Raw genomic sequence first — 21,081 nt, 5'->3', positions numbered from 1 at the left:
GTTCCAACCTGTGGCCAGGTGATTCATGTGGGAGCAAGGCTTGCCCGCGATACAGGCGATGCGGTATTTCAGAAATCGAGGCGCCCATTTCGCGAGCAAGCTTTGCTCCCACACCCCCCTCGCCACAAGATTAATCAAGCCAGGTCGACGAGCACGATTTCACTGTCTTCGATCGCCGTCACCCGCAATACCTGTTCATCTTCAATCGCAACACCGTCTCGAGCTTGTGCGCGCAAGCCATTGATTTCTATCAATCCTGTGGCCGGCACAAGATAAGCTCGACGTGCGGCGTCCAACCGATACTCCGCACTTTCACCCGCCTTGAGATTGGCCGCTACCAGCCGTGCGTCGGCGCGAATGCGCAGGCTTTGGTCATCGCCGGCCTTGCCACTGGCCAACGTCACGAAGCCTTCGCGCGAATCCTTGGGAAACGGCTTGGCGCCCCATGACGGTGCCAGGCCTTCTTCGTTGGGGATGATCCATATCTGGAAGATGCGGGTGGCCGTCGATTCCAGGTTGTATTCGCTATGGGCAATGCCGGTGCCTGCGCTCATGACTTGTACATCACCGGCCTCCGTACGGCCTTTGTTACCCAGATTGTCCTGGTGGCTGATCGCGCCTTCGCGCACATAGGTGATGATTTCCATGTCCCGGTGCGGGTGTTGGGGAAAACCACTACCAGGGGCGATGACATCATCGTTCCAGACCCGCAAGTTGCCCCAGTTCATGCGCTGTGGGTCGTAATACTCGGCGAACGAAAAATGATGGTGGGCATCCAACCAGCCGTGGTTGGCGGCGCCCAACGTGGCGAAAGGCCTGAGTTCGAGCATGTTCGTGTCCTTTTCCGCTGAGCAGCGAAAGCGATGGTTGATGGGGCTATTTTCGCCAATGAAAACATCGATAAAAAGCGTAAAAAACGCGTCAAAGCTATCGTCTATTTAGATATAAAACCGTGAGCCAACTTTCACTTCATCGCCTAAACCCATGACTTAAAAGCTTTTGGGTGGAACCCGGCGGCAAATACAGACACCATAGCCGTCATGGTTCACGAACACCGGAGTCCCCAGCGTGGCGCAACACACTCCCGATCTTCCCCCCGAGCTTCTATCCCTGGCCCAGATGCCGCTGTTCAAGCGCCTGGCCGCCCGGTTCTTCGGCCATGGCCTGACACGCCTGCGTGCCCAGCATCGTGCCTCCTGGTTGCATGGCCAGGCCGACGGTTTCCGCAGCGGTCATACCGCCGGTTTTGACTATGGCTACAAGGAAGGCCGGGCCGAAGGGCTTGAGGAGGGCCGTCAGGTCCTGTTGATCCGTGATTCGCGCAGCACGGAGCATCCGGCACCGCAGGTCGATGATTTGCTGTTCGATGACTGGCGCCTGCCGCTGACCGCCGAACTGAAGAAACGCATCAAGGCAGATGTCGCCCGATTGCTACCGGCGCATGCACAACCGAGCGCCGCGCAATGGAAGATGATTTTCAGCGACACGCCCTCGACCTCGGTGGTCGCCGGGGCCGGGGCGGGCAAGTCCACCACCCTGGTGCTGCGCATTGTGCTGTTGTCCCAATATCTGGGTTTTGAACTGGACTCGATGACCGTGGTGACGTTTACCCGGGAGTCACGCAAGGATTTCATCCAGAAACTGATCGAAGTGTTTGCCCTGTGGGGGCGTACCGTCAGCCTCAAGGAAGCTCGTGACCTAGTGCGGACATTCCATTCGCGCATCTTGCCCATGGTCCGCAGCCTGCCCGGGTTCGAACGGCTCCAGGCGTTCGAGACCCTGAGTCATCGCGCCGAAGCGGGTGACGATGATGCCCAGGGCAATCCCTTTGATTTGCGCATCAACGACGCCCAGCGCCAGCAACTCAACGCCTGCTATTACAACCTTTACCAGCGTGACGGGCGTTTCCGTGAGCTGATCCTGCCGTTGTCCCGCCACGCCCTGCAGCTCAAGGAGCTGGAACGCGATCACCCGGATGTGCAAAAGCGCGTCGCCGTGACCGAGTTGGCAGCCCAGCGCGACGAAGAATTATGTGATGCCATCGAAGACCTGTGGTTGCGCGCCGGTGCCTGGCCGATCAAGGGGATCGGGCCGAAGCGACAAACGTTCGAAATCAATGGTTCGACGTTCCACTGCCACGGCTACGCGCCTTCCCTGGATGCCTGGGTGATACTGGGGTTCGATCCACGGGAAGACGCTCGGCTCAGTCGTCCGGGCGCCAAGTTGAGCATCCGTGCGGAATGGGCGGTCAAGCGCACCCTGTTTCAAGCTTTCTGCCGTAAGCCACTGATATGGTTGGAAAGTTATGAGGCGTCAAAACGTGTATTAGCGTCAATGGCCGGCGATGCCAGCGCCGGGCCTGGGTTCGACTACAAGGTCAAGGGCGAACTGGGCTCAGCGCCATTGCTAGACTGTTTTGTCGCGGCGGCAGGCTTTATCGAGAACCTGGGCCTGGACGTCCTGGATGCCGTGGGCCGGATGTCGTTTGCCCAGGATGACCCCGATCGGTATTTCTTCGAAGCGCTGAGCCGCTACTGGCGGGCATTCGAAGACCATCTGCTCGACCAATCGCCGCCGGTCATGACCTACAACCGCATGTTTGCGCTGTTCAGCGAGCACTCGCCGGAAAATTTCAAGTTGCTGGGGGATGCGTTGCTCAGGCCGCTTTCGCACCTGATGATCGACGAATTCCAGGACGTGTCACCGCAGATCGTCTCCTGGCTGCGAGCCAGTCTGCGGGAAGTACGCAGCCGTGGACCCGCGATGCACGTGGGGCGCGGTGCCCAGCGCTCTTCCTTGTTGTGTGTCGGGGACGATTGGCAATCGATCTATGGCTGGCGCGGCAGTTCGCCGAGCTACTTCATGGCGTTCAACAAGCAATTCCCTTCGCCAACGACGACACGGGTCATGCTCACCGACAACTACCGTAGCCACCAGTACATCATCGACGCGGCCGAGCACATCGTGCGGGCTGCTGCGGCTATCCCCGGTAAAAAGGCTAAGGCCAGTGGTGTGCCTCGCTCTCTGAGCCCAGTCAACGTACTGGATCGAGATGACGAAGGGCTGGCCCTGCGATTGGAAGAGCACTATCGCAAGGGCGATTCGATCTTGATGTTGTATCGAAAAAGCAGCGATAAGCTATTGATAGAAAAGTATATTCAGCCAACAGTTAATGTCGATTCTAGCTTGCCGTACGATGCCCGGCGGCTCAGGCAGATGACTTATCACAGTGCCAAGGGGCTCCAGGCTGATGCGGTGTTCCTTCTGGGCGACTGCCAGCACCTGAGCAGTTCACCCTACAAGAACCAGGTCTATCGAATGGCCGGGCTAGGCCAGGACGGTGACGCCGAAGCTTACGACTCGGCGCAAAAGGACGAAATCCTGCGCCTGGCGTATGTGGGTATCACGCGTGCGGTGCAGTACTGTTACTGGTACGTCGATGGTCAGGACGGCCAGGCGGCCAACGGACCCAAAGCCTCGGATCGTATTGCCACGGATAAGCCCTTTTTTGCTGACCATCGCCGGAGTGTGGCCAATGGCCGGCAAAAGCCTGGAGCATGATGGCACCTTTGGATAAATGATCTACACCTAAGGCAAGGGATTGCATTGCCAAGGTCGGCATGCGGTTGATCGGTCGATCATCGCGCGAAATCTTCGCCACACTCCCTCGATAACGTTCCCACCCGGCTGCCAGAGCCAGGCCTGACCGTGCCCACTTGGCGGGCGCCAAGGAGGTGCGTCACGTCGCTGAGCGTGGACCGTGAGCAGGTCTGGCATAGTGCCAATGCCTGAAACAGAAGGAGGCCCTGCGCATCGCTAAACCCTTCGCTGGGACGGCGGGCGTCTCCCGATAAGGAGATATCGATGAACCATCCCCAAGGAAAGACCGCTGCACTGCTGGCCCTGACAGGCGCGTTGTCCATGGTTGGCGCCCAGGCTGGAACGTTCCCTGATTACGGCTTCGCGCCGCCCAAGAGTTCGTATCCTTCCCCATTTTTCCGGCTCAGTCAGAACTACCCCGCCGTGGCGCCGGGCCCGTCTTCGATGCCGGCGTTTTTCAAGCAGTTGCCCGCCAATTTCAGCAATGACTTTGAAACCTGGCGCACCTATATGAACGAGGTGAAAAAATATTGCCTGGAGGGCAACACGGAAGTCGCCTGGGACGTGCAGAAAAACAAGGTTCGTCAGTGGTATCACATGCCCTGGCAGCACTATGGCCCCAACGGTCGTGAAGCTATTCACGGGCTGACCAAAGAGGCGCCGATCCAGCCCAAACAGTTGGCGAGTACCCAAACCGGGAATGGCCAGACCTACGCGGTCGGCATCTATAACGATATAGGGGCGTACACCATCGGCCAGGTCTGGAAGGACCCGCAGAATCCTGATCCGAGCTACACCTCGCAACCAAAGGGATTTCCCAATGGCACAGTGGTGTGCAAGGCGTTGTTCGCAGACATCGATATCAATACGGTGCCCTCGCTGGTCAATCCGGTGCTCTGGAGTGCCTACACCGCCAAGGACTTCTACTCAACCAAACGTGCCATCACTAAAGTCGCGTTGATTCAGATGGACATTGCCGTCCGGGACACGCGCGTGAAAGAAACCGGCTGGTTGTTCGGTACCTTCCAGTACAACGGTGCGATGACCGGTAAATCGGGCTGGGACAACCTGGTGCCAGTGGGGATCATGTGGGGGAACGATCCCAAGGAGAACGGTAACGCGTTCACCAACCCGACGCCGACTGAAACCAAGATCAACCCGGCGCTGAAGCAGACCGCGATCAATGCCAACACCAAGGAGCTGCCACCGACCCACCTGGGCTGGAACGGCCGCCTCAACGGCCCCGTGGACAATCCCCAGGCGTCCTGCCTGAGTTGCCATATGACCGCTGAGTACCAGCAACTGGCGCCGATGAATCCGACCTTCCAACCCAACCCGCCACCGGTGGGGAGCGACGAATGGATGAAGTGGTTCCAGAACATCCCGGCCGGGCAGCCGTTTTCGCCGGGTACTCGGAGCACCGATTACAGCCTGCAATTGTCCGGTGCCCTGGCCAACTTCTATGACTGGAAATGCAACCACAGCGGCATCTATGCCGACGGCAAGAATGCTTGTACCAACGTAAAATCGCTTAACCTGATGAAGGCCAGCGATGCGCCTGAACAAGAGGTGTTCAAAGTACAACGCAGCCCTGACCTGGAAGAGCTTCAGTAGCGTACCCCCGGCCTCGGACAGGCGCCGAGGCCGGGTTTCTTGTGGGAGCGGGCTTGCTCGCGAAGGGGGCCAGTACATTCAACATCTTCGTCGACTGTGACATCGCCTTCGCGAGCAAGCCCGCTCCCACAGGGATAAAGTGTTCACTCAATCCAGGCAAATGCCTACGCCATCGGCGGCAACCGCCGCTTGACCGGCGTCTTCTTGACGATGGCTGTATTGGTCTCGGCATGGACATTGAGTTTGTCCAGCAAGGTATCCAGCTGTTCCATCGAGCGCACGTGCAGGCGGGCGATGAAGCAGTCGTCGCCGGTCACCTTGTCGCATTCGGTGAATTGCGCGATGGCCTGGATCTGCCGCTCCACTTCCTGCAACTGCCCCGGCAGCGGGCGAATACGCACGATGGCCTGGAGTTGATAGCCAAAGCACTTGGGGTCCACCTCGACGGTGTAGCCCCTGAGCACGCCACGTTCTTCGAGCCGGCGAAGGCGCTCGGCGACACTGGGGGAGGACAGGCCACTGAGGTTTGCCAGGGCCTTGAGGGAGCGTCGGGAATCTTCCATCAGGGCACTGATGAGGATCTGATCAATATCGTCAGTCATATCAACTCCATTAGGCGAATGTGTGAAGTTGCCTTGATAAAAAAGGTCGAATCGCAGTTTAGCCTTTTTCAAGCCATGGAGAAGACCCCGGTCCGCTCGGCATACTGTGCCCACTTGCTGAAGGAGCCTGAAGATGGACAAGACCTTACGCCGCGGTTCGCTGGAAATGACTGCCGCCATGCTGATCTCCGGAACCATTGGTTGGTTCGTGCTGGTTTCCGGCCTGCCGGTGCTGGATGTGGTGTTCTGGCGCTGCGTGTTCGGCGCCGTGACCTTGCTGCTGATCTGCGCCGGTTTCGGCTTTTTGCGCCCCGGCATTCTCACCCGTACCACGTTCCTGCTGGCGGTACTCAGCGGTGTGGCGATCGTCGGCAACTGGGTGTTGTTGTTTGCTTCTTATTCCCGCGCCTCGATTGCCATCGGCACGGCGGTGTACAACGTCCAGCCGTTCATGTTGGTGGGGCTGGCGGCGTTATTCCTGGGGGAAAAAATCACCGCGCAGAAGCTGTTCTGGCTGGCGGTGTCGTTTCTCGGAATGCTGGCCATCGTCAGTGCCCATGGTGAGCAAGGGCAGGGCGGCGGCGACTATCTGCTGGGCATTGCCTTGGCGCTGGGGGCCGCATTGCTGTACGCCATCGCGGCGTTGATCATCAAGCGCCTGACCGGCACGCCGCCTCATCTGATCGCGCTGATCCAGGTCAGCACCGGGGTGTTGCTGCTGGCGCCCTGGGCGAACTTCTCGGCGTTGCCGCAGCAAACCGAAGCCTGGGCCAGCCTGCTGACCCTGGGCATGGTGCACACCGGCGTGATGTACGTGTTGCTGTACAGCGCCATACAACGCTTGCCAACTGCATTGACCGGGGCGCTGTCGTTCATCTATCCGATTGCGGCGATCTTCGTCGACTGGTTTGCCTTCGGCCATCGCCTGGAGCCGCTGCAATGGCTGGGCGTGGCGGCGATCCTGCTGGCGGCTGCCGGCATGCAACAGGGCTGGGGTATCAAATCGCGGCGCCCAGCCCTGTCGTAGCCCATGTTCGGGCGTGGATCAGAAGATGTAGTCAGTGGTCAGGAAGTTGGAATCCCGCTCTCGGATAATGTCGCTGATCAACGCCTTGTTGCTGTCTTGGAACTTGGTCGCCACCAGCGTGCGGATGGAAAAGGTGCGCAGCGCATCGTGGACCGACAAGGTACCCTCGGCCGAATTCTTCCGGCCATTGAACGGGAACGTGTCCGGGCCACGCTGGCACTGGGCGTTGATGTTGATGCGGCCGACCTGGTTGGCGAAGGTGTCCACCAGCTTGCCGACTTGTGCCGGGTTGGTGCCGAAAATGCTGAGCTGCTGGCCGAAGTCGGACTCCAGTACGTAATCGATTACGGTATTGAGGTCGCGGTACGGCACGATGGGCACGACCGGGCCGAACTGTTCCTCATGGTAGACCCGCATCGCGGTGTTCACCGGGTACAGCACCGCCGGGTAGAAGAACGAGCTGCGCGATTCGCCGCCATGGGCATTCTTCACTTCTGCACCCTTGGCGAGTGCATCGGCGACCAGCGAATGCAAGTAATCGACCTTGCTCGCTTCGGGCAACGGCGTCAGCGCCACACCGTCCTCCCAGGGCATGCCGGGTTTCAGGCTGGCGAGCCTGGCGTTGAACTTCTCGATGAACGCCGGCGCCACATCTTCATGGACAAACAGGATTTTCAGCGCCGTGCAGCGCTGGCCGTTGAATGACAGCGAGCCGGTCAGCGCCTCGTTGACCGCGTTGTCCAGGTCGACCTCCGGCAGCACCAGCCCGGGGTTCTTCGCATCCAGGCCCAGGGCGGCACGCAGGCGGTGTGGTCGCGGGTGAAGCTTCTTCAGGTCACTGGCCGCCTTGTTGGTGCCGATAAAGGCGAAGATGTCGATCTTGCCGCTGGCCATCAGCGCGCTGACAGTTTCGCGGCCGCTGCCGTAGATCACGTTGATCACGCCTGCCGGGAAGCTGTCGCGGAAGGCTTCGAGCAACGGTCGCACCAGCAGGACGCCGAGCTTGGCCGGCTTGAACACCACGGTGTTGCCCATGATCAAGGCCGGGATCAGCGTGGTGAAGGTTTCGTTCAGCGGGTAGTTGTAGGGGCCCATGCACAAGGCCACGCCCAGGGGCACGCGGCGGATCTGCCCGAGGGTGTCCTGTTCCAGCTCGAAGCGGCTGGAGCGGCGGTCCAGCTCCTTGAGGGCGTTGATGGTGTCGACGATGTAGTCGCAGGTGCGGTCGAATTCCTTCTGGGAATCCTTGAGGTTCTTGCCAATCTCCCACATCAGCAACTTGACCACGGCCTCGCGTTGCTCGCGCATGCGCGCCAGGAAGGTTTCCACGTGGCGGATGCGCTCGGCGACGCGCATCGTGGGCCACTGGCCCTGGCCGCGATCGTAAGCCCGCACGGCAGCGTCCAGGGCGGTGAGGGCGGTTTCGGCGTCCAGCAGCGGTGTGCTGCCGAGAATCACTTGCTCATCGCCCAGCTCACCCGTCAGGTAAACGGGGCTGCGGACGACGGCCAGTGGCCCTTGCCAGGTTTGCAGGACGCCGTCGACGAGGTATTCGCGCTGTTCGATCCGGCCTTCGAGGCGGTAGGCCTGCGGGATGTCGGCGGCGCCGGGAAACAGGTTGGCGAGGAAGGGGGCTGTGGTCATGTCGTTACTCCATCAATGAAATGAGCCAGGGCAGACGGCTTGCAGGTATAAATCGCTTTTAGCGTTATACGCCTTAATGGAGGTGTTTTTTAAGTGGCGGCAGATTGCTTGCGCCGTGTTTATGTAGGCGCGGTGTAGGAGCTGTGTAGGAGCTGACGAGTGCAGCGAGGCTGCGATCTTTCCCCAGGCACTTGAGTCCCAAGCGAAAGATCAAAAGATCGCAGCCTCGCTTCGCTCGGCAGCTCCTACAGGGCCAGCGGGCGTAGCATTGGAGTATCAATGGCTCACCAGCGCATCCGCACCCCCATGCTGGTAATGATGCCGTTGAGGTCGTTGTCGTCGACGTCACTGCTGTAATCGGCACTGACATACAGGCTTACCGCCGGCGTGACCCGGGCCACCAGGCCCAGGCCGACTTCGACGGTGGAGGACTTTCGGCTGCTGCTGATCTTGTCGACCTTATCCAGGGACAAGGTATCGGCGCTCTGGACCGTATGCCACAGGTTGGTTCGCACATAGGGCTCCATGCCGAGACCGTTGACTTGGTAATTACCTTTGAGTCGTGCGCCGACGCGGCCACTCCAGCTGTTCAGTTCATTGCCGGTGCCGCTTTCGGCATTCGGTGTGTCGAGGGTGATGCGCTGGTTGATCAACTGCGCCTGGGGTTCGACGACCCAGTGGGTCCCGATGCCAATCGGAAAGCCGCCCTCGACCGACAGCGTCACGGCATTGCCTTCGCTGGCCTGGCGCTGGCCTTGTTCGGTGCGGCTGTAGCCATTGACCCGGCCGCCGCTGGCGCTCAGGTCCACGTGCCAGCCGGCGGGGCCGGTCAGGCTCCAATAGGCGCCGAGGCTCGAGCCTGTCAGGTTCAGGGCATCTTTGCCCGGTTCGGCCATCGCAGGCGTTACCAGCTGGCCACTTCCCGTTGAAATGATCTGGTTTTGCCCGCTGATCAGGCCCATGCGCTGGGTATGGCCGCTGTCGTTTCGCAATGTGAACAGGGCGGGGCTCTTGCCGGAGGCGGGGTCACTGCCGATGAATGCGGTATTGAGGTTGTCGGACTGTGCTCGGCCATACCAGGGCTGCACTGTCTCCTCGGCAGGCCAGGCCTGTACCTCCATGGAGGAAAGCAGCAACAACGAAGTGGAGAGGGTGTGGAGGGTGGCGGTGGAGATATCTTGCGGACGGAGGGAAGTTTTCATGGGGGCCTGCCTTGCAATCGCATGCGTTTCTCGCTTTTTGGCGTCTCTCCTACCCCGAATGAGGGGCGACCGAATGGATTGAGGCAAGCCTTTGGCGGCCCGTCTTGGCGGGTTCCAGAGGCCTGCCCCTGACTGTACTTCCGGGGGTAGTACGGTGTAGTCAAGAAGACCGATGGCGGCGCGTCAAGAAAATGAACGATGAATGGCAAGATGAAATCAGCGTCAATAAGATGCTGATTTCAATTGGTTATTAAGGCGAGTATTTGGGCGTCAAATCATCGTCGCAGAACCTGCCTACCAGCTGATCCGTACACCGAGATTGCCCGACACACTGCGTTGCTGAAGGCTGTCGAGGTTGTTGCTGTAGTCCGCTGCGGCGTAGACGCTGACCGTGGGTGCCAGGCTCACGATGACGCCGACACCCAGGTCGCCGGTGGACGCGCGCTGCTGGGTCTCGACCCGCTCAGTGTCGTCGAACGTCACCGTATCGGTGCCGGAAAACGTGTGCCAGAGGTTGGCGCGCAGATACGGCTCCACGGGCATGCCGCTGACCTGGTAGCGGCCCTTGAGGCGAGCGCCGAGACGGCCGGTCCAGGCACTGTCGGAATCGAACTCGACCTTGGACACGCCGTCGTCTTGCGTGTCCAGGGAGACCTTCTGGTGGATGATCTGCACCTGGGGTTCGAGGACCCAGTCGGCGGCCACCGCGAAGGGGTAACCGGCTTCCGCCGAAAGGGTCAGGGCGTGCCCGCGATTATCGATTTTCAGGCCGCGTTCGGAGCGGTTGTCGCCGTCCAGTCGCGTGCCCATCACCACGGCGTCGACGTAGCCGCCAGTGGGGTCGGTGAGCGTCCAGTAGAGCCCGTAGCTGTCGCCGTCGAGTTCTATCTTGCCGGCGCGTCGGCCTTCGAAACCCAGGTTGAACCCATCGACGTTACCGTTCAATTCGGTATGGCCGACGAAGAAACCAATGCGCTGGGTCTGTCCACTGGACAGCGGCGAACTGTACAGGTCATTGCCCACCTGGAAGCCCTTGATCGACCCATCGAACCGCGGCGTCACCGTGCCGGCCCAGGTTTGATCCAGATCCTTGCCATAGACCCGGCCCCAGCCCGCACCGAACGCGCCGTTTTCCGTGAGCAGGCGCTGGTCGCCCTGGCGGTCATGGAACGTGCCCAGGGCCATCAGGGTCAGTTGTGCCGCTGCCGGGGGCAATACCGACCAGGTCGGCACTTCCGGCCGGTACAGAGGAATGGGCGCTGCGCCGGGTACTGCGACCGGCAGTACGGGCAACGTCGGGCTGGGCGCCGCTACCGGTCCGGCGACCACAGTGGAACGCAGGTACCAGTTGTTTTCATTGCCGGTTACGCCGCCCTTGAACAAGCGGTAATCGAATGCCCCGGCCGAGACCGATTGTGCCAGCGAAAAGGCGCCGCTATCACTGACCGCGCCCCCTTGGGCCTGGACCACTTCGATGCCATCCTGAGCCGTCTGTGCGCCCGTACCGCCCAGGTTCGTGACCGTGATGGCGGTACTGCCGGTGAGTGTCCCGCCATTGACCACCAGCTTGTCGCTGGGGGAGTCGTCGGCGCCGAGTACCGTTTGCAGGCGCAACTGGCCATTGTTACCGACGTAGTTGCCCTGGACAGTGAGGGTGTCGTTGGTGCGGGTGTTGCCCTGGGTGAGGTCTACGGCGCCGGCATTGTTGAGCGTCGCCAACTGACCGGCAGTAAAAGGGGCAATGACGCCTTGGGTCGATGTTAGCGTGCTGCCGGATTCTATGTTGAGCGTCCCGGTGGCGGTGGCGCTGTCCCCCAAGGTCAGGGTGTCGTCAAGGTCCAGTTGCGAGCCTTGGGTGAGGTTGATCGTTTCCAAGTTGAGGTAGCGGGCGCCGGAGCTGGAGGTGCTGCCGCTGAACGTCAAGACGTCCTGGCCCAACCCTCCGTTCAGGCTGGGCGTGGTGGCGAGCAGGCTTTCATCGAGGTTGCTCAACAGCGCCGTGTCGTTGCCGTCGCCCATCAAAATGGCCGAATGAATGAGGCCGCCGCTCCACTGCAACTGGTCATCGCCGGCACTGGCCCGGACCTCGCCGATGATTTCGCCACCGCTGACGGTAATGCTGTCATTGCCGCCGCTGACGCTGACATTGCCGCCGATGCGTCCTGCGGCGAGGATGATGGTGTCCTGGCCGAAACCGGTCACCAGGTTGCCGATGATATTTCCACCGGACATATCGAAAACGTTGTCATCGAGTTTCATGTCGACCCGGCCAATGGTGCCGTCGGTCATCGTCGCGACGTCGCCGTCTTCGAACGCGTCGACGATAGTGCCGCCGGTCATCAAGAACGTATCGAGACCGTCACCTTGTGCCAGGGACAGGATCCTGCCGCCATTCATGATGAAGTCGTCCACGCCGGAGCCTTGCTGGACATCGCCGTCAATCACGCCGTTGGCATTGATCACGATGCGGTCGACGCCGGTGCCAAACGTGACGTCGCCGCTAATGACGCCACTGCCGTTGGCGGGCATGGTCAGGCTGTTGTTACCCGACAGGTCTGTCAGCCCAGGACTGGTGCCGCTGTCGCAGACATAAGCGTCATCGCCTGCGGTTGGCGTCAGCGTGCAAGCGGCCATGGCGGCCGGGACGGGTAACAGGAAGGGGGCTGATATCCACACAGCGTTGAACAGCCGATTGAATCCTTTATCGTGCCGAATCATGTGCTATCCCTCTGCATCGGCATCCCCGTGGACACCGGTTTCAGCATCGGTTGCACAACAGATGGCACATAGGGCCTGGCAACGCTCGCTGTATGGGATGGCACCCTAGCAATGAAAAACCAGCGTCGCTACTGTCAGAACTTACAGGTCAGCGCGCAGAAAGAGCCGCAAAGGCCCGCCCTACAAATGCACTTCCACTGAAAGCGGCAGGTGGTCGCTCAGGTGGGTCCAGGGTTTGTTGCCCAGGATTTGCGGGGCGTGGCTGCTGGCGTTGCGCAGGTAAATGCGGTCCAGGCGCAACAGCGGGAAGCGGGCCGGATAGGTCCTGGCGGGGCGGCCGAGGTGTTGCTCGAAGGCTTCGTGCAGGTAGCCACGGCGGGCGAGGGCGAGGTTGCCACGCAGTTGCCAGTCGTTGAAGTCGCCGGCGATGATCACCGGGGCGTCCTCGGGCAACGAATCGAGCAGTTGGCAGAGCAGTTTGAGCTGTAATTGGCGATGGCTTTCCAGAAGGCTCAGGTGTACGCAGATCCCGTGGACAGCGGCGTGCCCGGGCACATCCAGCACACAGTGCAACAACCCGCGCCGCTCCGGGCCGGTGATGGACACATCGAGATTGCGGAACTGGCGGATCGGGTATTTGGAGAGCAGGGCGTTGCCATGGTGGCCATCGGGGTAGACCGCATTGCGGCCGTAGGCGAAGTCGCTCCACATACTGTCGGCGAGGAATTCGTACTGGGACGTCTGGGGCCAGTTGTTGTAGCGTGACGCGTGTCGGTCATGTTCGCCCAGCACCTCTTGCAGGAACACCAGGTCGGCGCCGGTACTGCGCACCGCTTCGCGCAACTCGGGCAGGATGAAACGACGGTTGAGGGCGGTGAAACCCTTATGGGTGTTGACCGTCAGGACCCGCAGTCGATGAACCGCCGCAGGCAGGTCCGATGGCATGGGTTCGACGGTCCGCCAATCGGGATCTTGAGTCACGTTCCCTCCTGAATCAGACGTACCTGTTCATGCGACTGACCCAAGGCGCCGGCAGTTCCGGATTTTTCATGTTCCTGCTGGGTTCATCGTACCTGGCCCAGCGCTATCGCGAGCAGGCTCGCTCCCACAGGGAGGGCGGTGGCGTACGCAGATGTTGCATATCCCCGCAAATCCATTGTGGGAGCGAGCCTGCTCGCGATGGCGGTGTCTGAATCACCGCCATCCGCAAACAAAACCGCTTCTACCGGTGCGTACTCAGATGAAGACAATCTCATACGGCAGCCCCATCCGATCCAGGATGACCCGGGGCACCAGGGGGGCGATGCCACTTGCCGGTTCTCCGTTGAGTTGGCTGACGTAGGCGTACATGGCGTGACGCTTGCGGGCGGTGGTCCAGACGTCGAGGCGCAGTTTGCGGGCCCGGTGCCAGGGGATTTTATTTTGCTCGCGGACCGGCCAGTGCCAGGCCCACACCGGCAGTTCGTTGAACGCCACCCCGATCCTGTCGGCGGCCAGGGCCCCGGCGCGCCCGACGGCGTCGTGGTCGCTGTCGCCATCCTGGCGCCAGGTGCTGAACACCACGTCACCGGGGCGCAGGTGACGTGCAATAAAGTCGGTGAGCTCGGCCTCGTGTTCGGCCAGGGCCTTTTCCGGGAAGCCGCCGCGCACCCATTGCAGGCCATGGGCTGCAATGCCCAGGCGATGCAGGGCGTCCACGCTTTCCTGCGGGTGAGGGCGGTGTGTACGCAGGCGCTCATCGGTCCACAGCGGTGAACCGGGATGGATCAGGGCTCCATCGGAGACCGAGATCAGCAACATGGGTTGATCCAGATTGTTCAGCAACTGCAGCAATCCGCCACAGGCGCCGATCTCATCGCCCGGATGCGGGGAGAGGACGACCGCGCGGGCGCCGGCGGGAATGAGCGTCTGGGTACTGATAATCGGGATATCGGCCAGTTGCGCAGCACTGTTCCAGATTTGCGGATGCTGCCGGCCAGGCAAGCGAGAGGCTGGTTTCATGAGAGACATCCTTGTGTGTATTCAATCTTTCAGCCATCTACCGGGCCTACTGTCCGATGACGCCCGCGTGGGTATGACTGCGATTCACAGCGCTCCGAATCCTGGAGACTACCGCATGTGAAGTATTGACCATGTCGGCCGATTCGTCTTGCGAGATGTGTGTCTGAACTGCATTTTTTTCTTCAAACTGGGCTGTGTGCATCGAAAACCGCGTCCTTGCGGTCCTCCTGGCGGTTTACAGCCGGGACTTCATTCCTCTTCTTCGCGTTGCAGTTCGAACAGCAGCAGCGAGCGTCCGGTGACGGAGTATTCGGAATCGAAATCGAAGCGCTCCTGGCCACGAACGGTCGGCTGGTTGGTGTCGACCATGCAGGTCCAGAAACTGCCCTCTGGGACTTCCGGCAGGCGGAAGTTGACGATGTCATGGTGTGCGTTGACCACCAGCAGCAGCGTTGCATCGCCGCCCTTGCGCCGAATGCCGGTTTCCTGGGCACGGCCGTCCATCAACATGCCGAGGCAGCGACCATGGCTGTCCTGCCATTGTTCAATGGTCATTTCGCTGCCGTCCGGGGCCAGCCAAGTCACGTCCTTGACGCCGATATCCTCGTTGTAGTTACCCACCAGGAACCGTCCGCGCCGCAGGATCGGGTAGGTCAGGCGCAACTTGATCAGGCGCTTGACGAACTTGAGCAGCGCCGCGCCGTCCTCGCTCAGGTTCCAATTGATCCAGCCGACCTCACTGTCCTGGCAATAGGCATTGTTGTTGCCGTGCTGGGTACGGGCAAACTCGTCGCCGGCGACGATCATCGGCGTGCCTTGGGCCAGCAGCAGGGTGGCGAAGAAGTTGCGCATCTGTCGATGGCGCAGCGCGTTGATCTCTGGATCGTCCGTCGGGCCTTCGACGCCATGGTTCCAGGACAGGTTGTTATTGCTGCCGTCCTGGTTGTTCTCGTCGTTGGCCTCGTTGTGCTTGTCGTTGTACGACACCAGGTCATGCAGGGTGAAACCGTCATGGGCGGTGACGAAGTTCAACGAGGCGTACGGACGCCGGCCACGCTGGTTGAACATCTCGCCCGAAGCCGTCATTCGGCTGGCGAAATCGGCGAGCTGGCCGTCGTCGCCCTTCCAAAAGGCCCGTACCGTGTCGCGGAACTTGTCGTTCCACTCGACCCAGCCCGGCGGGAAGCGTCCCACCTGGTAGCCCCCGGGGCCACAGTCCCAAGGCTCGGCGATCATTTTCACCTGGCGCAGCACCGGGTCCTGGCGACAGGCCACGAGAAAGCTGTGGCGCTCGTCGAAGCCGTCATGGTAACGACCCAGGATGGTCGCCAGGTCGAAGCGGAAGCCATCGACGTGCATCTCCGTGGCCCAATAGCGCAGGGAGTCGGTGACCATTTGCAGAACGCAAGGATGGCTCAGGTCCAGGGTATTGCCGGTGCCGGAATCGTTGATGTAGTAGCGTTTGTCGTCGGGCATCAGCCGGTAGTACGAAGCGTTATCGATGCCGCGCATGGACAGGGTGGGGCCCTGTTCGTTGCCTTCGGCGGTGTGGTTGTAGACCACGTCGAGGATGACTTCCAGGTTGGCCTCGTGCAGGTGCGCGACCATCTCCTTGAACTCGGCGATCTTGCCACTGGCCAGGTAGCGTGGGTCCGGGGCAAAGAAGGCGATGCTGTTGTAACCCCAGTAGTTGGTCATGCCTTTGTGCAGCAGGTGCTGATCATTGACGAAGGCATGGATGGGCAGCAGTTCCACCGACGAGACACCCAGCTTGCGGATATGCTCCAGCACATCGTCGACCATCAGCCCGGCGAACGTACCGCGCACGTTCTCCGGCACCGAAGGGTGACGCATGGTGAGGCCGCGTACGTGGGTCTCATACAGGATGGTCTTGTCCCAGGGCACGCTGACCCGATGGTCGTGACCCCAGGTGTGCGCCGGGTCGATAACCTTGCACTTGGGGACGAACGGGGCGCTGTCGCGCTCATCGAAACTGAGGTCGCCATCGGGATGGCCGATGGTGTAGCCGAAGAGGGCTTCGGACCACTTCAATTGGCCGACCAGTTGCTTGGCATACGGGTCGATCAGCAGCTTGTTCGGGTTGAAACGGTGGCCGTTCGCCGGGTCGTATGCACCGTAGACGCGGTAGCCATAGATCAACCCTGGATGGGCGTCCGGCAGATAGCCGTGGTAAATCTCGTCGGTGTACTCCGGCAGCTCGATGCGTTCGAGTTCGACTTCGCCGGCATCATCGAAAATGCACAGTTCCACCTTGGTGGCATTGGCTGAAAACAGCGCGAAATTGACCCCGAGGCCATCCCAGGTTGCACCCAGTGGAAAAGGCAGCCCCTCACGAATCCGCGAAGCCTCGATCACGGGCGGCGGCGTGGTTTTGTTTGGACGGGTCATAGTTGCTCCTGCAAAAGACAGACAGATACAGCGATGCGGTTCACTTGTGGCGAGGGGATTTAGCGAAACGTCGCACCGCCCCGCTATGTGGGACAACGTTGCTTTTCTGTGGGAGCAAGGCTTGCCCGCGATGAAGCGATGCGCTCCTTCAGAAATCGAGGCGCCTGTTTCGCGAGCAAGCTTTGCTCCCACCTGGCAACGAGACCGATAGGGGGATGAATCAAACCGCCGGCGGCTTGCGTGTGGCCCGTGGCTTCTTGTCTGCGGTGGTCGCAACAGCTTTGGCCGCAGGCTTGGCCTTGGGGGGCGTGCTTTTTGCGGCGGTCTTGGCCGTGGTGCTCTTGGCGGCAGCAGGCTTGACGCCATCGGTTTTGCTGGCCGCTGATTTGCTCGCCGCCTTGGGTGGCTTGCTCGGCGCCAGTGCTTCGGCTTCGGCCAGTTTGCGCGCCATCTCCCAATGGCGTTTCTCCTGCCCGGCGGGCTTACCCTCGGACTCCCAGATCTGATAGGCGAATTCGCGAATGCGTTTATCGTCGGTACTCATCGCAGTGCTCCTGATTCAACTCAAGGTTGGATAAAGACATTGACCGGGAAATTCCCCAGCGCGGTGCTGATCAGCAGCTCCCTTTGGGGTGTGACTGTTGCGCTTGAAAAAAGTCCCTTCAGTTTTTCATCCCCAGCGGCGAACGGTAACGACACACGGGTATCGCCCCAATCCGACGCAGCCACCAGCGGCACGGCACTGTTTTCCAGCAACGGCGCCGCATGGACAGGTACAACAATGATCGCCCGTTGTTGCGAGTCTTCACGCATGAAGGCCAGTACTCGCTCAGCTTGCTCACCGAGCACTTCCAGGGGCTGGTAGCGACCCTGGCGCCATAGCTGCGGATACTCGGCTCGCACGGCCAGCGTCCTGGCGATCAATGCCTGTTTGACTCGGCCGTCACGCCAATCGCGTATCAACGCGGCTGGCGTGCTGTCGGCCCCTAACGCCTCGCGGCGTGCCTGGAAATCCACCGGGCGACGGTTGTCCGGGTCCACCAGGCTGAAATCCCAGAACTCGTTGCCTTGGTACAGGTCCGGTACGCCGGGTACGGTCATGCGCAGCAAAGTTTGCGCCAGACTGTTGAGGGCGCCCGCCGGGGCGATGGTCTGGACCGCCTCGGCGATGGCACTGCGCAAGGGCAACCCCTCATCGCCCAGCAGTAACCGTTCGAGGAACATCTGGGTGGCTTGCTCATAGGCATCGTTGACCGCCGCCCAGCTGCTTTGCAGCTTGGCTTCCCGCAGGGCCTTGCGTTGCCATTGCCACAGGCGCTCGTTGTAGGCGGCCAGGGCCTTGTGGTCCTGGAGGTCGAGGTCCAGTGGCCAGCTGCCGAGCAAGGCCTGGTACAGAATCAGTTCATCACCGGCCGAGGGCGCCGCCGGGTCACTGTGCAGCGAAGGCGAAAGAATGCGCCATTGCTCCACGCAGGCGGTGTACCAATCGGCGCGTTCGCTGAGCACCGCCAGCCTGGCGCGGGTGTCTTCGCCGCGCTTGTGGTCGTGGGTAGCGGTGGTGATCAGGTTGTCGGGAAAATGTTCGAGTCGATCGAGGCCTGCTTGATGGAACTCCTGGGCCGGGGCGCTGAAGCGCTCGGTGTTATAGCCCACGTCATTGCGCGACAACAGCACCGCCGAGCGATAGAGCGCGGTGTCCTCCACGGCTTTGGCGGCGGCCGGCGAGGTCAGTTGCTGGAAACGCACGCAGGCATGGCGCAGGCGTTTACGCTGGCTACCGCGCGGGCGTTGCCGCCAGGGCATCCCACCGAGCCAGCCGGCCAGGCAGTCGAGCACTGGCCAGTCGGCTTCGCTGAGGGTTTGCCGGGCGCCTTCCAGGGCCTGGTTGAAGAACACCTCGTCTTCGACGGAGTGCCCCACAGGTGTGATGTAGGTGCGATACACCGGAAAGTGCACGATCAGTTCCTGCAAGGCCCGCCGAATCGCGCCCAGGGTCAGGTCGCGGGTCATCACATCGTCACGGGCCACTTGCAGCAAGGCCTGGGCGACGCTTTCGAAGTCTCCGGCCAGCGACCCATTGAGGATCTGCTGGCGGGCCAGGCGGGCTTCTTCGATGAAGTGCGCCGGCCGCTCGCTATGCCGGTTCCAGAATTCGGCGAGGGGGGCGGCGCCGGCCGGGTCATGCTGGAGCAGCGAGACCTGGTTCATGAATTCGTAACCGGTGCTGCCGTCGATGTTCCAGTCCCGCCGCAACGTCTCGCCATCGCCAAGGATCTTCTCGACGAAAATCGGCAGGTGTCGGGTCGGCGACAGTGAATCGACGCGCCTGCGCAATTTGCGGCAGTAACCACGAGGGTCGGCAAGGCCGTCGATGTGATCGATGCGCAGGCCGTCCACCAGTCCTTCGCCGATCAATTGGAAAATCTTGGCATGGGTCGCCTCGAATACCGCTGGACGCTCGACCCGCAGCCCACCCAGTTCGTTGACATCGAAAAAGCGCCGCCAATTGATGTCGTCCGCTGCCGTGCGCCAGCTGGCGAGCCGGTAGCTCTGGCGCTCGAGCAGTTGGTGCAGGCGCTCGAAGCCTTCGGGGTCGGTAGAGTCGTAGCCGCCCAGGTTGTCCTCGATGGCGGCGAAGATGTCCGCTTGTGCCGCCAGGTCCTGCAACTCTGTTTGCAGCGGGCGGGCGAGGGTGTGGGCGTCGGTCTGGTAATTCAGCGTGGTGAAGCGCTCGGCCAGGGCCTTGAGCGCTTCGGTTTGCTCGGCGGGCAAGGTTTCGGCGGGTTTGAGCAGTTCGCCGTAGTGCATCGGGCAAATCGGGAAGCGGTGTTCGTAGTGCTCGACGTAGAAGCTGCCGTGGTTGGCACCGAAGTGCAGCTGCAAGGTGCCTTCCTGCAACGCCACGCCGTAGTCGCTGCCCAGGAACGGCAGCAGCAATTGGCCTTCCATCAGTGGGTCGGGGGAGTGCCACTGGATGTCGAAGAATTCACCGTAGGGGCTCAGGCGCCCCCATTCCAGCAGATCCAGCCACCAGGGGTTGTCGTTGCCGCCGACGGCCATGTGATTGGACACGATGTCGAGGATCAAGCCCATCCGATGTTCGCGCAAGGTCGCGACCAGGCGCTTGAGCGCGGCTTCGCCGCCCAGTTCAGGGTTGACCAGGGTCGGGTCGACGACGTCGTAGCCGTGCATGGAGCCGGCGCGGGCCTTGAGCAGCGGCGAGGCATACAGGTGGCTGATGCCCAGCGAAGCGAAGTACGGCACCTGGGGAATGGCATCGTCCAGGGTGAAGCCTTTATGAAACTGCAGGCGCAATGTTGCCCGCAGGGGTTGGATCAACGGCTGTTTCATCGGTCACGCTCGTTCGCCTGAAGCCTCGCGCAGGCGAGTATTTCCAGACGCCGGGCAGCGTCCGGGTGATCCAGCAACGTCTGGCTTGGCCCGGCCAGGCGGCGGCGCCAATTGGGGTGGGTGTCGATGGTGCCCGGCAGGTTGGCTTGCTCCTCGATGCCCAGGGCGTCTTCGAGCGGCAGCAACACCAGCGGCGCGCGGGTGTGACCGAGGAAGCGCACGCTGGCATCGAGCACCTGGTCGGTCTCGCGGTGTTCTTCGCGAAAGTTCTGCGGGTCCTGGTTCAGCACCTGGCGCAGGCCTTCGCGTTCGCGCTCGCGGTGTTTGCGCCAATCCATTTCGGTGTGCGAGTCGATCAGGTCGAGCCGGGCGTTCCAGTCGATGTCGTGACCGTGCCACCAGCCATTGAGCGTGGGCAAGTCGTGGGTGCTGGTGGTGGCCAGGGCATTGTCCGGCCAGTCGAGAATGGGCTTGAAGTGGGTGTTGTCCTGTTCGAACAACAGCACGCGCATGCCCAGGATCGAGCGGGCAATGAGTTTTTCGCGCAGGCCGTCGGGCACGGTGCCGAGGTCTTCGCCGAGCACGATAGCCTGATGACGATGGGATTCCAGCGCCAATAGGCGCAGCAGGTCGTCCACCGGGTAATACAGGTAGGCGCCATCGCGAGGTGGGGCGTCGTTAGGGATCACCCAGAGCCGTTGCAAACCCATGACATGATCGATGCGCAAGCCGCCGGCGTGGGCGAAGTTGGCCCGCAGCATTTCAATGAAGGCGCGAAAGCCGTTACGCACCAGGCCTTCCGGGGAAAACGCCGAGATCCCCCAGCCTTGGCCGGAGCGGTTGAGAATGTCCGGCGGGGCGCCCACGGTCAGGGAGGCGAGCAGTTCGTCCTGCCGGCTCCAGGCCTGGCTGC

Annotated in this window: 14 protein-coding genes; 3 read left to right on the top strand and 11 right to left on the bottom strand. The window is 61.4% G+C overall.

Annotated elements, in window-relative coordinates; translation table 11 throughout:
• Nucleotides 1-134 precede the first annotated feature (134 nt).
• Nucleotides 135-830, bottom strand: a complete 696-nt coding sequence (locus AD662_RS15720; protein WP_018601382.1) for a pirin family protein — start codon at nucleotides 828-830, stop codon at nucleotides 135-137.
• Between the two features lie 238 nt (nucleotides 831-1,068).
• On the opposite strand from AD662_RS15720, the gene AD662_RS15715 reads away from it, so the two are divergent.
• Together AD662_RS15715 and AD662_RS15710 are read left to right on the top strand one after the other, a co-directional pair.
• A complete protein-coding gene (locus AD662_RS15715) occupies nucleotides 1,069-3,561 on the top strand; it encodes a UvrD-helicase domain-containing protein (RefSeq protein ID WP_053188668.1) in 2,493 nt (830 codons plus the stop codon).
• A gap of 303 nt (nucleotides 3,562-3,864) precedes the next feature.
• Complete coding sequence (locus tag AD662_RS15710) at nucleotides 3,865-5,214, top strand: hypothetical protein (RefSeq protein ID WP_053188666.1); 1,350 nt, start codon at nucleotides 3,865-3,867, stop codon at nucleotides 5,212-5,214.
• Between the two features lie 164 nt (nucleotides 5,215-5,378).
• Here the strand turns inward: AD662_RS15710 and AD662_RS15705 are convergent, their stop codons facing one another.
• Nucleotides 5,379-5,816: an Lrp/AsnC family transcriptional regulator gene (locus AD662_RS15705; RefSeq protein WP_018601377.1), complete on the bottom strand. Its 438-nt coding sequence runs from the start codon at nucleotides 5,814-5,816 to the stop codon at nucleotides 5,379-5,381.
• Between the two features lie 133 nt (nucleotides 5,817-5,949).
• Between AD662_RS15705 and AD662_RS15700 the strand changes: the two genes are divergently transcribed.
• Nucleotides 5,950-6,843, top strand: a complete 894-nt coding sequence (locus AD662_RS15700) for a DMT family transporter (RefSeq protein WP_053188663.1) — start codon at nucleotides 5,950-5,952, stop codon at nucleotides 6,841-6,843.
• An 18-nt stretch (nucleotides 6,844-6,861) separates the two neighbouring features.
• Here AD662_RS15700 and AD662_RS15695 read toward each other — a convergent pair whose 3' ends face one another.
• The 9 genes from AD662_RS15695 to AD662_RS15655 form a co-directional block, all read right to left on the bottom strand.
• Nucleotides 6,862-8,487 (bottom strand): NADP-dependent glyceraldehyde-3-phosphate dehydrogenase, encoded by a 1,626-nt coding sequence (locus AD662_RS15695; RefSeq protein ID WP_053180008.1) that lies wholly within the window; start codon nucleotides 8,485-8,487, stop codon nucleotides 6,862-6,864.
• 284 nt (nucleotides 8,488-8,771) lie between these two features.
• A complete protein-coding gene (locus AD662_RS15690; RefSeq protein WP_053188659.1) occupies nucleotides 8,772-9,689 on the bottom strand; it encodes an autotransporter domain-containing protein in 918 nt (305 codons plus the stop codon).
• Nucleotides 9,690-9,983: 294 nt separating this feature from the next.
• A complete protein-coding gene (locus tag AD662_RS15685) occupies nucleotides 9,984-12,407 on the bottom strand; it encodes an autotransporter family protein (RefSeq protein WP_053188656.1) in 2,424 nt (807 codons plus the stop codon).
• A gap of 180 nt (nucleotides 12,408-12,587) precedes the next feature.
• The gene (locus AD662_RS15680; protein WP_371103454.1) at nucleotides 12,588-13,352 is read right to left on the bottom strand and encodes an endonuclease/exonuclease/phosphatase family protein; all 765 of its coding nucleotides are present in this window, start codon (nucleotides 13,350-13,352) and stop codon (nucleotides 12,588-12,590) included.
• Between the two features lie 291 nt (nucleotides 13,353-13,643).
• Complete coding sequence (locus tag AD662_RS15675) at nucleotides 13,644-14,408, bottom strand: PIG-L deacetylase family protein (RefSeq protein WP_018601365.1); 765 nt, start codon at nucleotides 14,406-14,408, stop codon at nucleotides 13,644-13,646.
• A 249-nt stretch (nucleotides 14,409-14,657) separates the two neighbouring features.
• Nucleotides 14,658-16,817 (bottom strand): glycogen debranching protein GlgX, encoded by a 2,160-nt coding sequence (gene glgX, locus AD662_RS15670; protein ID WP_018601363.1) that lies wholly within the window; start codon nucleotides 16,815-16,817, stop codon nucleotides 14,658-14,660.
• A 220-nt stretch (nucleotides 16,818-17,037) separates the two neighbouring features.
• Nucleotides 17,038-17,361 carry a DUF2934 domain-containing protein gene (locus tag AD662_RS15665; protein ID WP_018601361.1) on the bottom strand — a complete coding sequence of 108 codons (324 nt, stop codon included), beginning with the start codon at nucleotides 17,359-17,361 and terminating at the stop codon, nucleotides 17,038-17,040.
• Between the two features lie 20 nt (nucleotides 17,362-17,381).
• Nucleotides 17,382-20,168 (bottom strand): malto-oligosyltrehalose synthase, encoded by a 2,787-nt coding sequence (locus tag AD662_RS15660; RefSeq protein ID WP_053188651.1) that lies wholly within the window; start codon nucleotides 20,166-20,168, stop codon nucleotides 17,382-17,384.
• Nucleotides 20,165-21,081 (bottom strand): 4-alpha-glucanotransferase (locus AD662_RS15655; protein WP_169788912.1); only part of this gene is annotated, 917 nt, incomplete at its 5' end. The genes AD662_RS15660 and AD662_RS15655, both read right to left, overlap by 4 nt.

Source organism: Pseudomonas kilonensis (assembly GCF_001269885.1).
GTDB lineage: Bacteria > Pseudomonadota > Gammaproteobacteria > Pseudomonadales > Pseudomonadaceae > Aquipseudomonas > Aquipseudomonas kilonensis.
The sequence above is the reverse complement of the archived record's forward strand: the minus strand, read 5'-3'. Positions and strand labels throughout refer to the sequence as shown.

What these genes read in the sequence shown, in the direction of transcription:
- AD662_RS15665 (WP_018601361.1), bottom strand. Translation starts at nt 17,361, where the DNA reads ATGAGTACCGACGATAAACGCATTCGCGAATTCGCCTATCAGATCTGG.
- AD662_RS15680 (WP_371103454.1), bottom strand. Translation starts at nt 13,352, where the DNA reads ATGCCATCGGACCTGCCTGCGGCGGTTCATCGACTGCGGGTCCTGACG.
- AD662_RS15695 (WP_053180008.1), bottom strand. Translation starts at nt 8,487, where the DNA reads ATGACCACAGCCCCCTTCCTCGCCAACCTGTTTCCCGGCGCCGCCGAC.
- AD662_RS15685 (WP_053188656.1), bottom strand. Translation starts at nt 12,407, where the DNA reads ATGATTCGGCACGATAAAGGATTCAATCGGCTGTTCAACGCTGTGTGG.
- AD662_RS15700 (WP_053188663.1), top strand. Translation starts at nt 5,950, where the DNA reads ATGGACAAGACCTTACGCCGCGGTTCGCTGGAAATGACTGCCGCCATG.
- AD662_RS15720 (WP_018601382.1), bottom strand. Translation starts at nt 830, where the DNA reads ATGCTCGAACTCAGGCCTTTCGCCACGTTGGGCGCCGCCAACCACGGC.
- AD662_RS15660 (WP_053188651.1), bottom strand. Translation starts at nt 20,168, where the DNA reads ATGAAACAGCCGTTGATCCAACCCCTGCGGGCAACATTGCGCCTGCAG.
- AD662_RS15710 (WP_053188666.1), top strand. Translation starts at nt 3,865, where the DNA reads ATGAACCATCCCCAAGGAAAGACCGCTGCACTGCTGGCCCTGACAGGC.
- AD662_RS15705 (WP_018601377.1), bottom strand. Translation starts at nt 5,816, where the DNA reads ATGACTGACGATATTGATCAGATCCTCATCAGTGCCCTGATGGAAGAT.
- AD662_RS15675 (WP_018601365.1), bottom strand. Translation starts at nt 14,408, where the DNA reads ATGAAACCAGCCTCTCGCTTGCCTGGCCGGCAGCATCCGCAAATCTGG.
- AD662_RS15690 (WP_053188659.1), bottom strand. Translation starts at nt 9,689, where the DNA reads ATGAAAACTTCCCTCCGTCCGCAAGATATCTCCACCGCCACCCTCCAC.
- glgX (WP_018601363.1), bottom strand. Translation starts at nt 16,817, where the DNA reads ATGACCCGTCCAAACAAAACCACGCCGCCGCCCGTGATCGAGGCTTCG.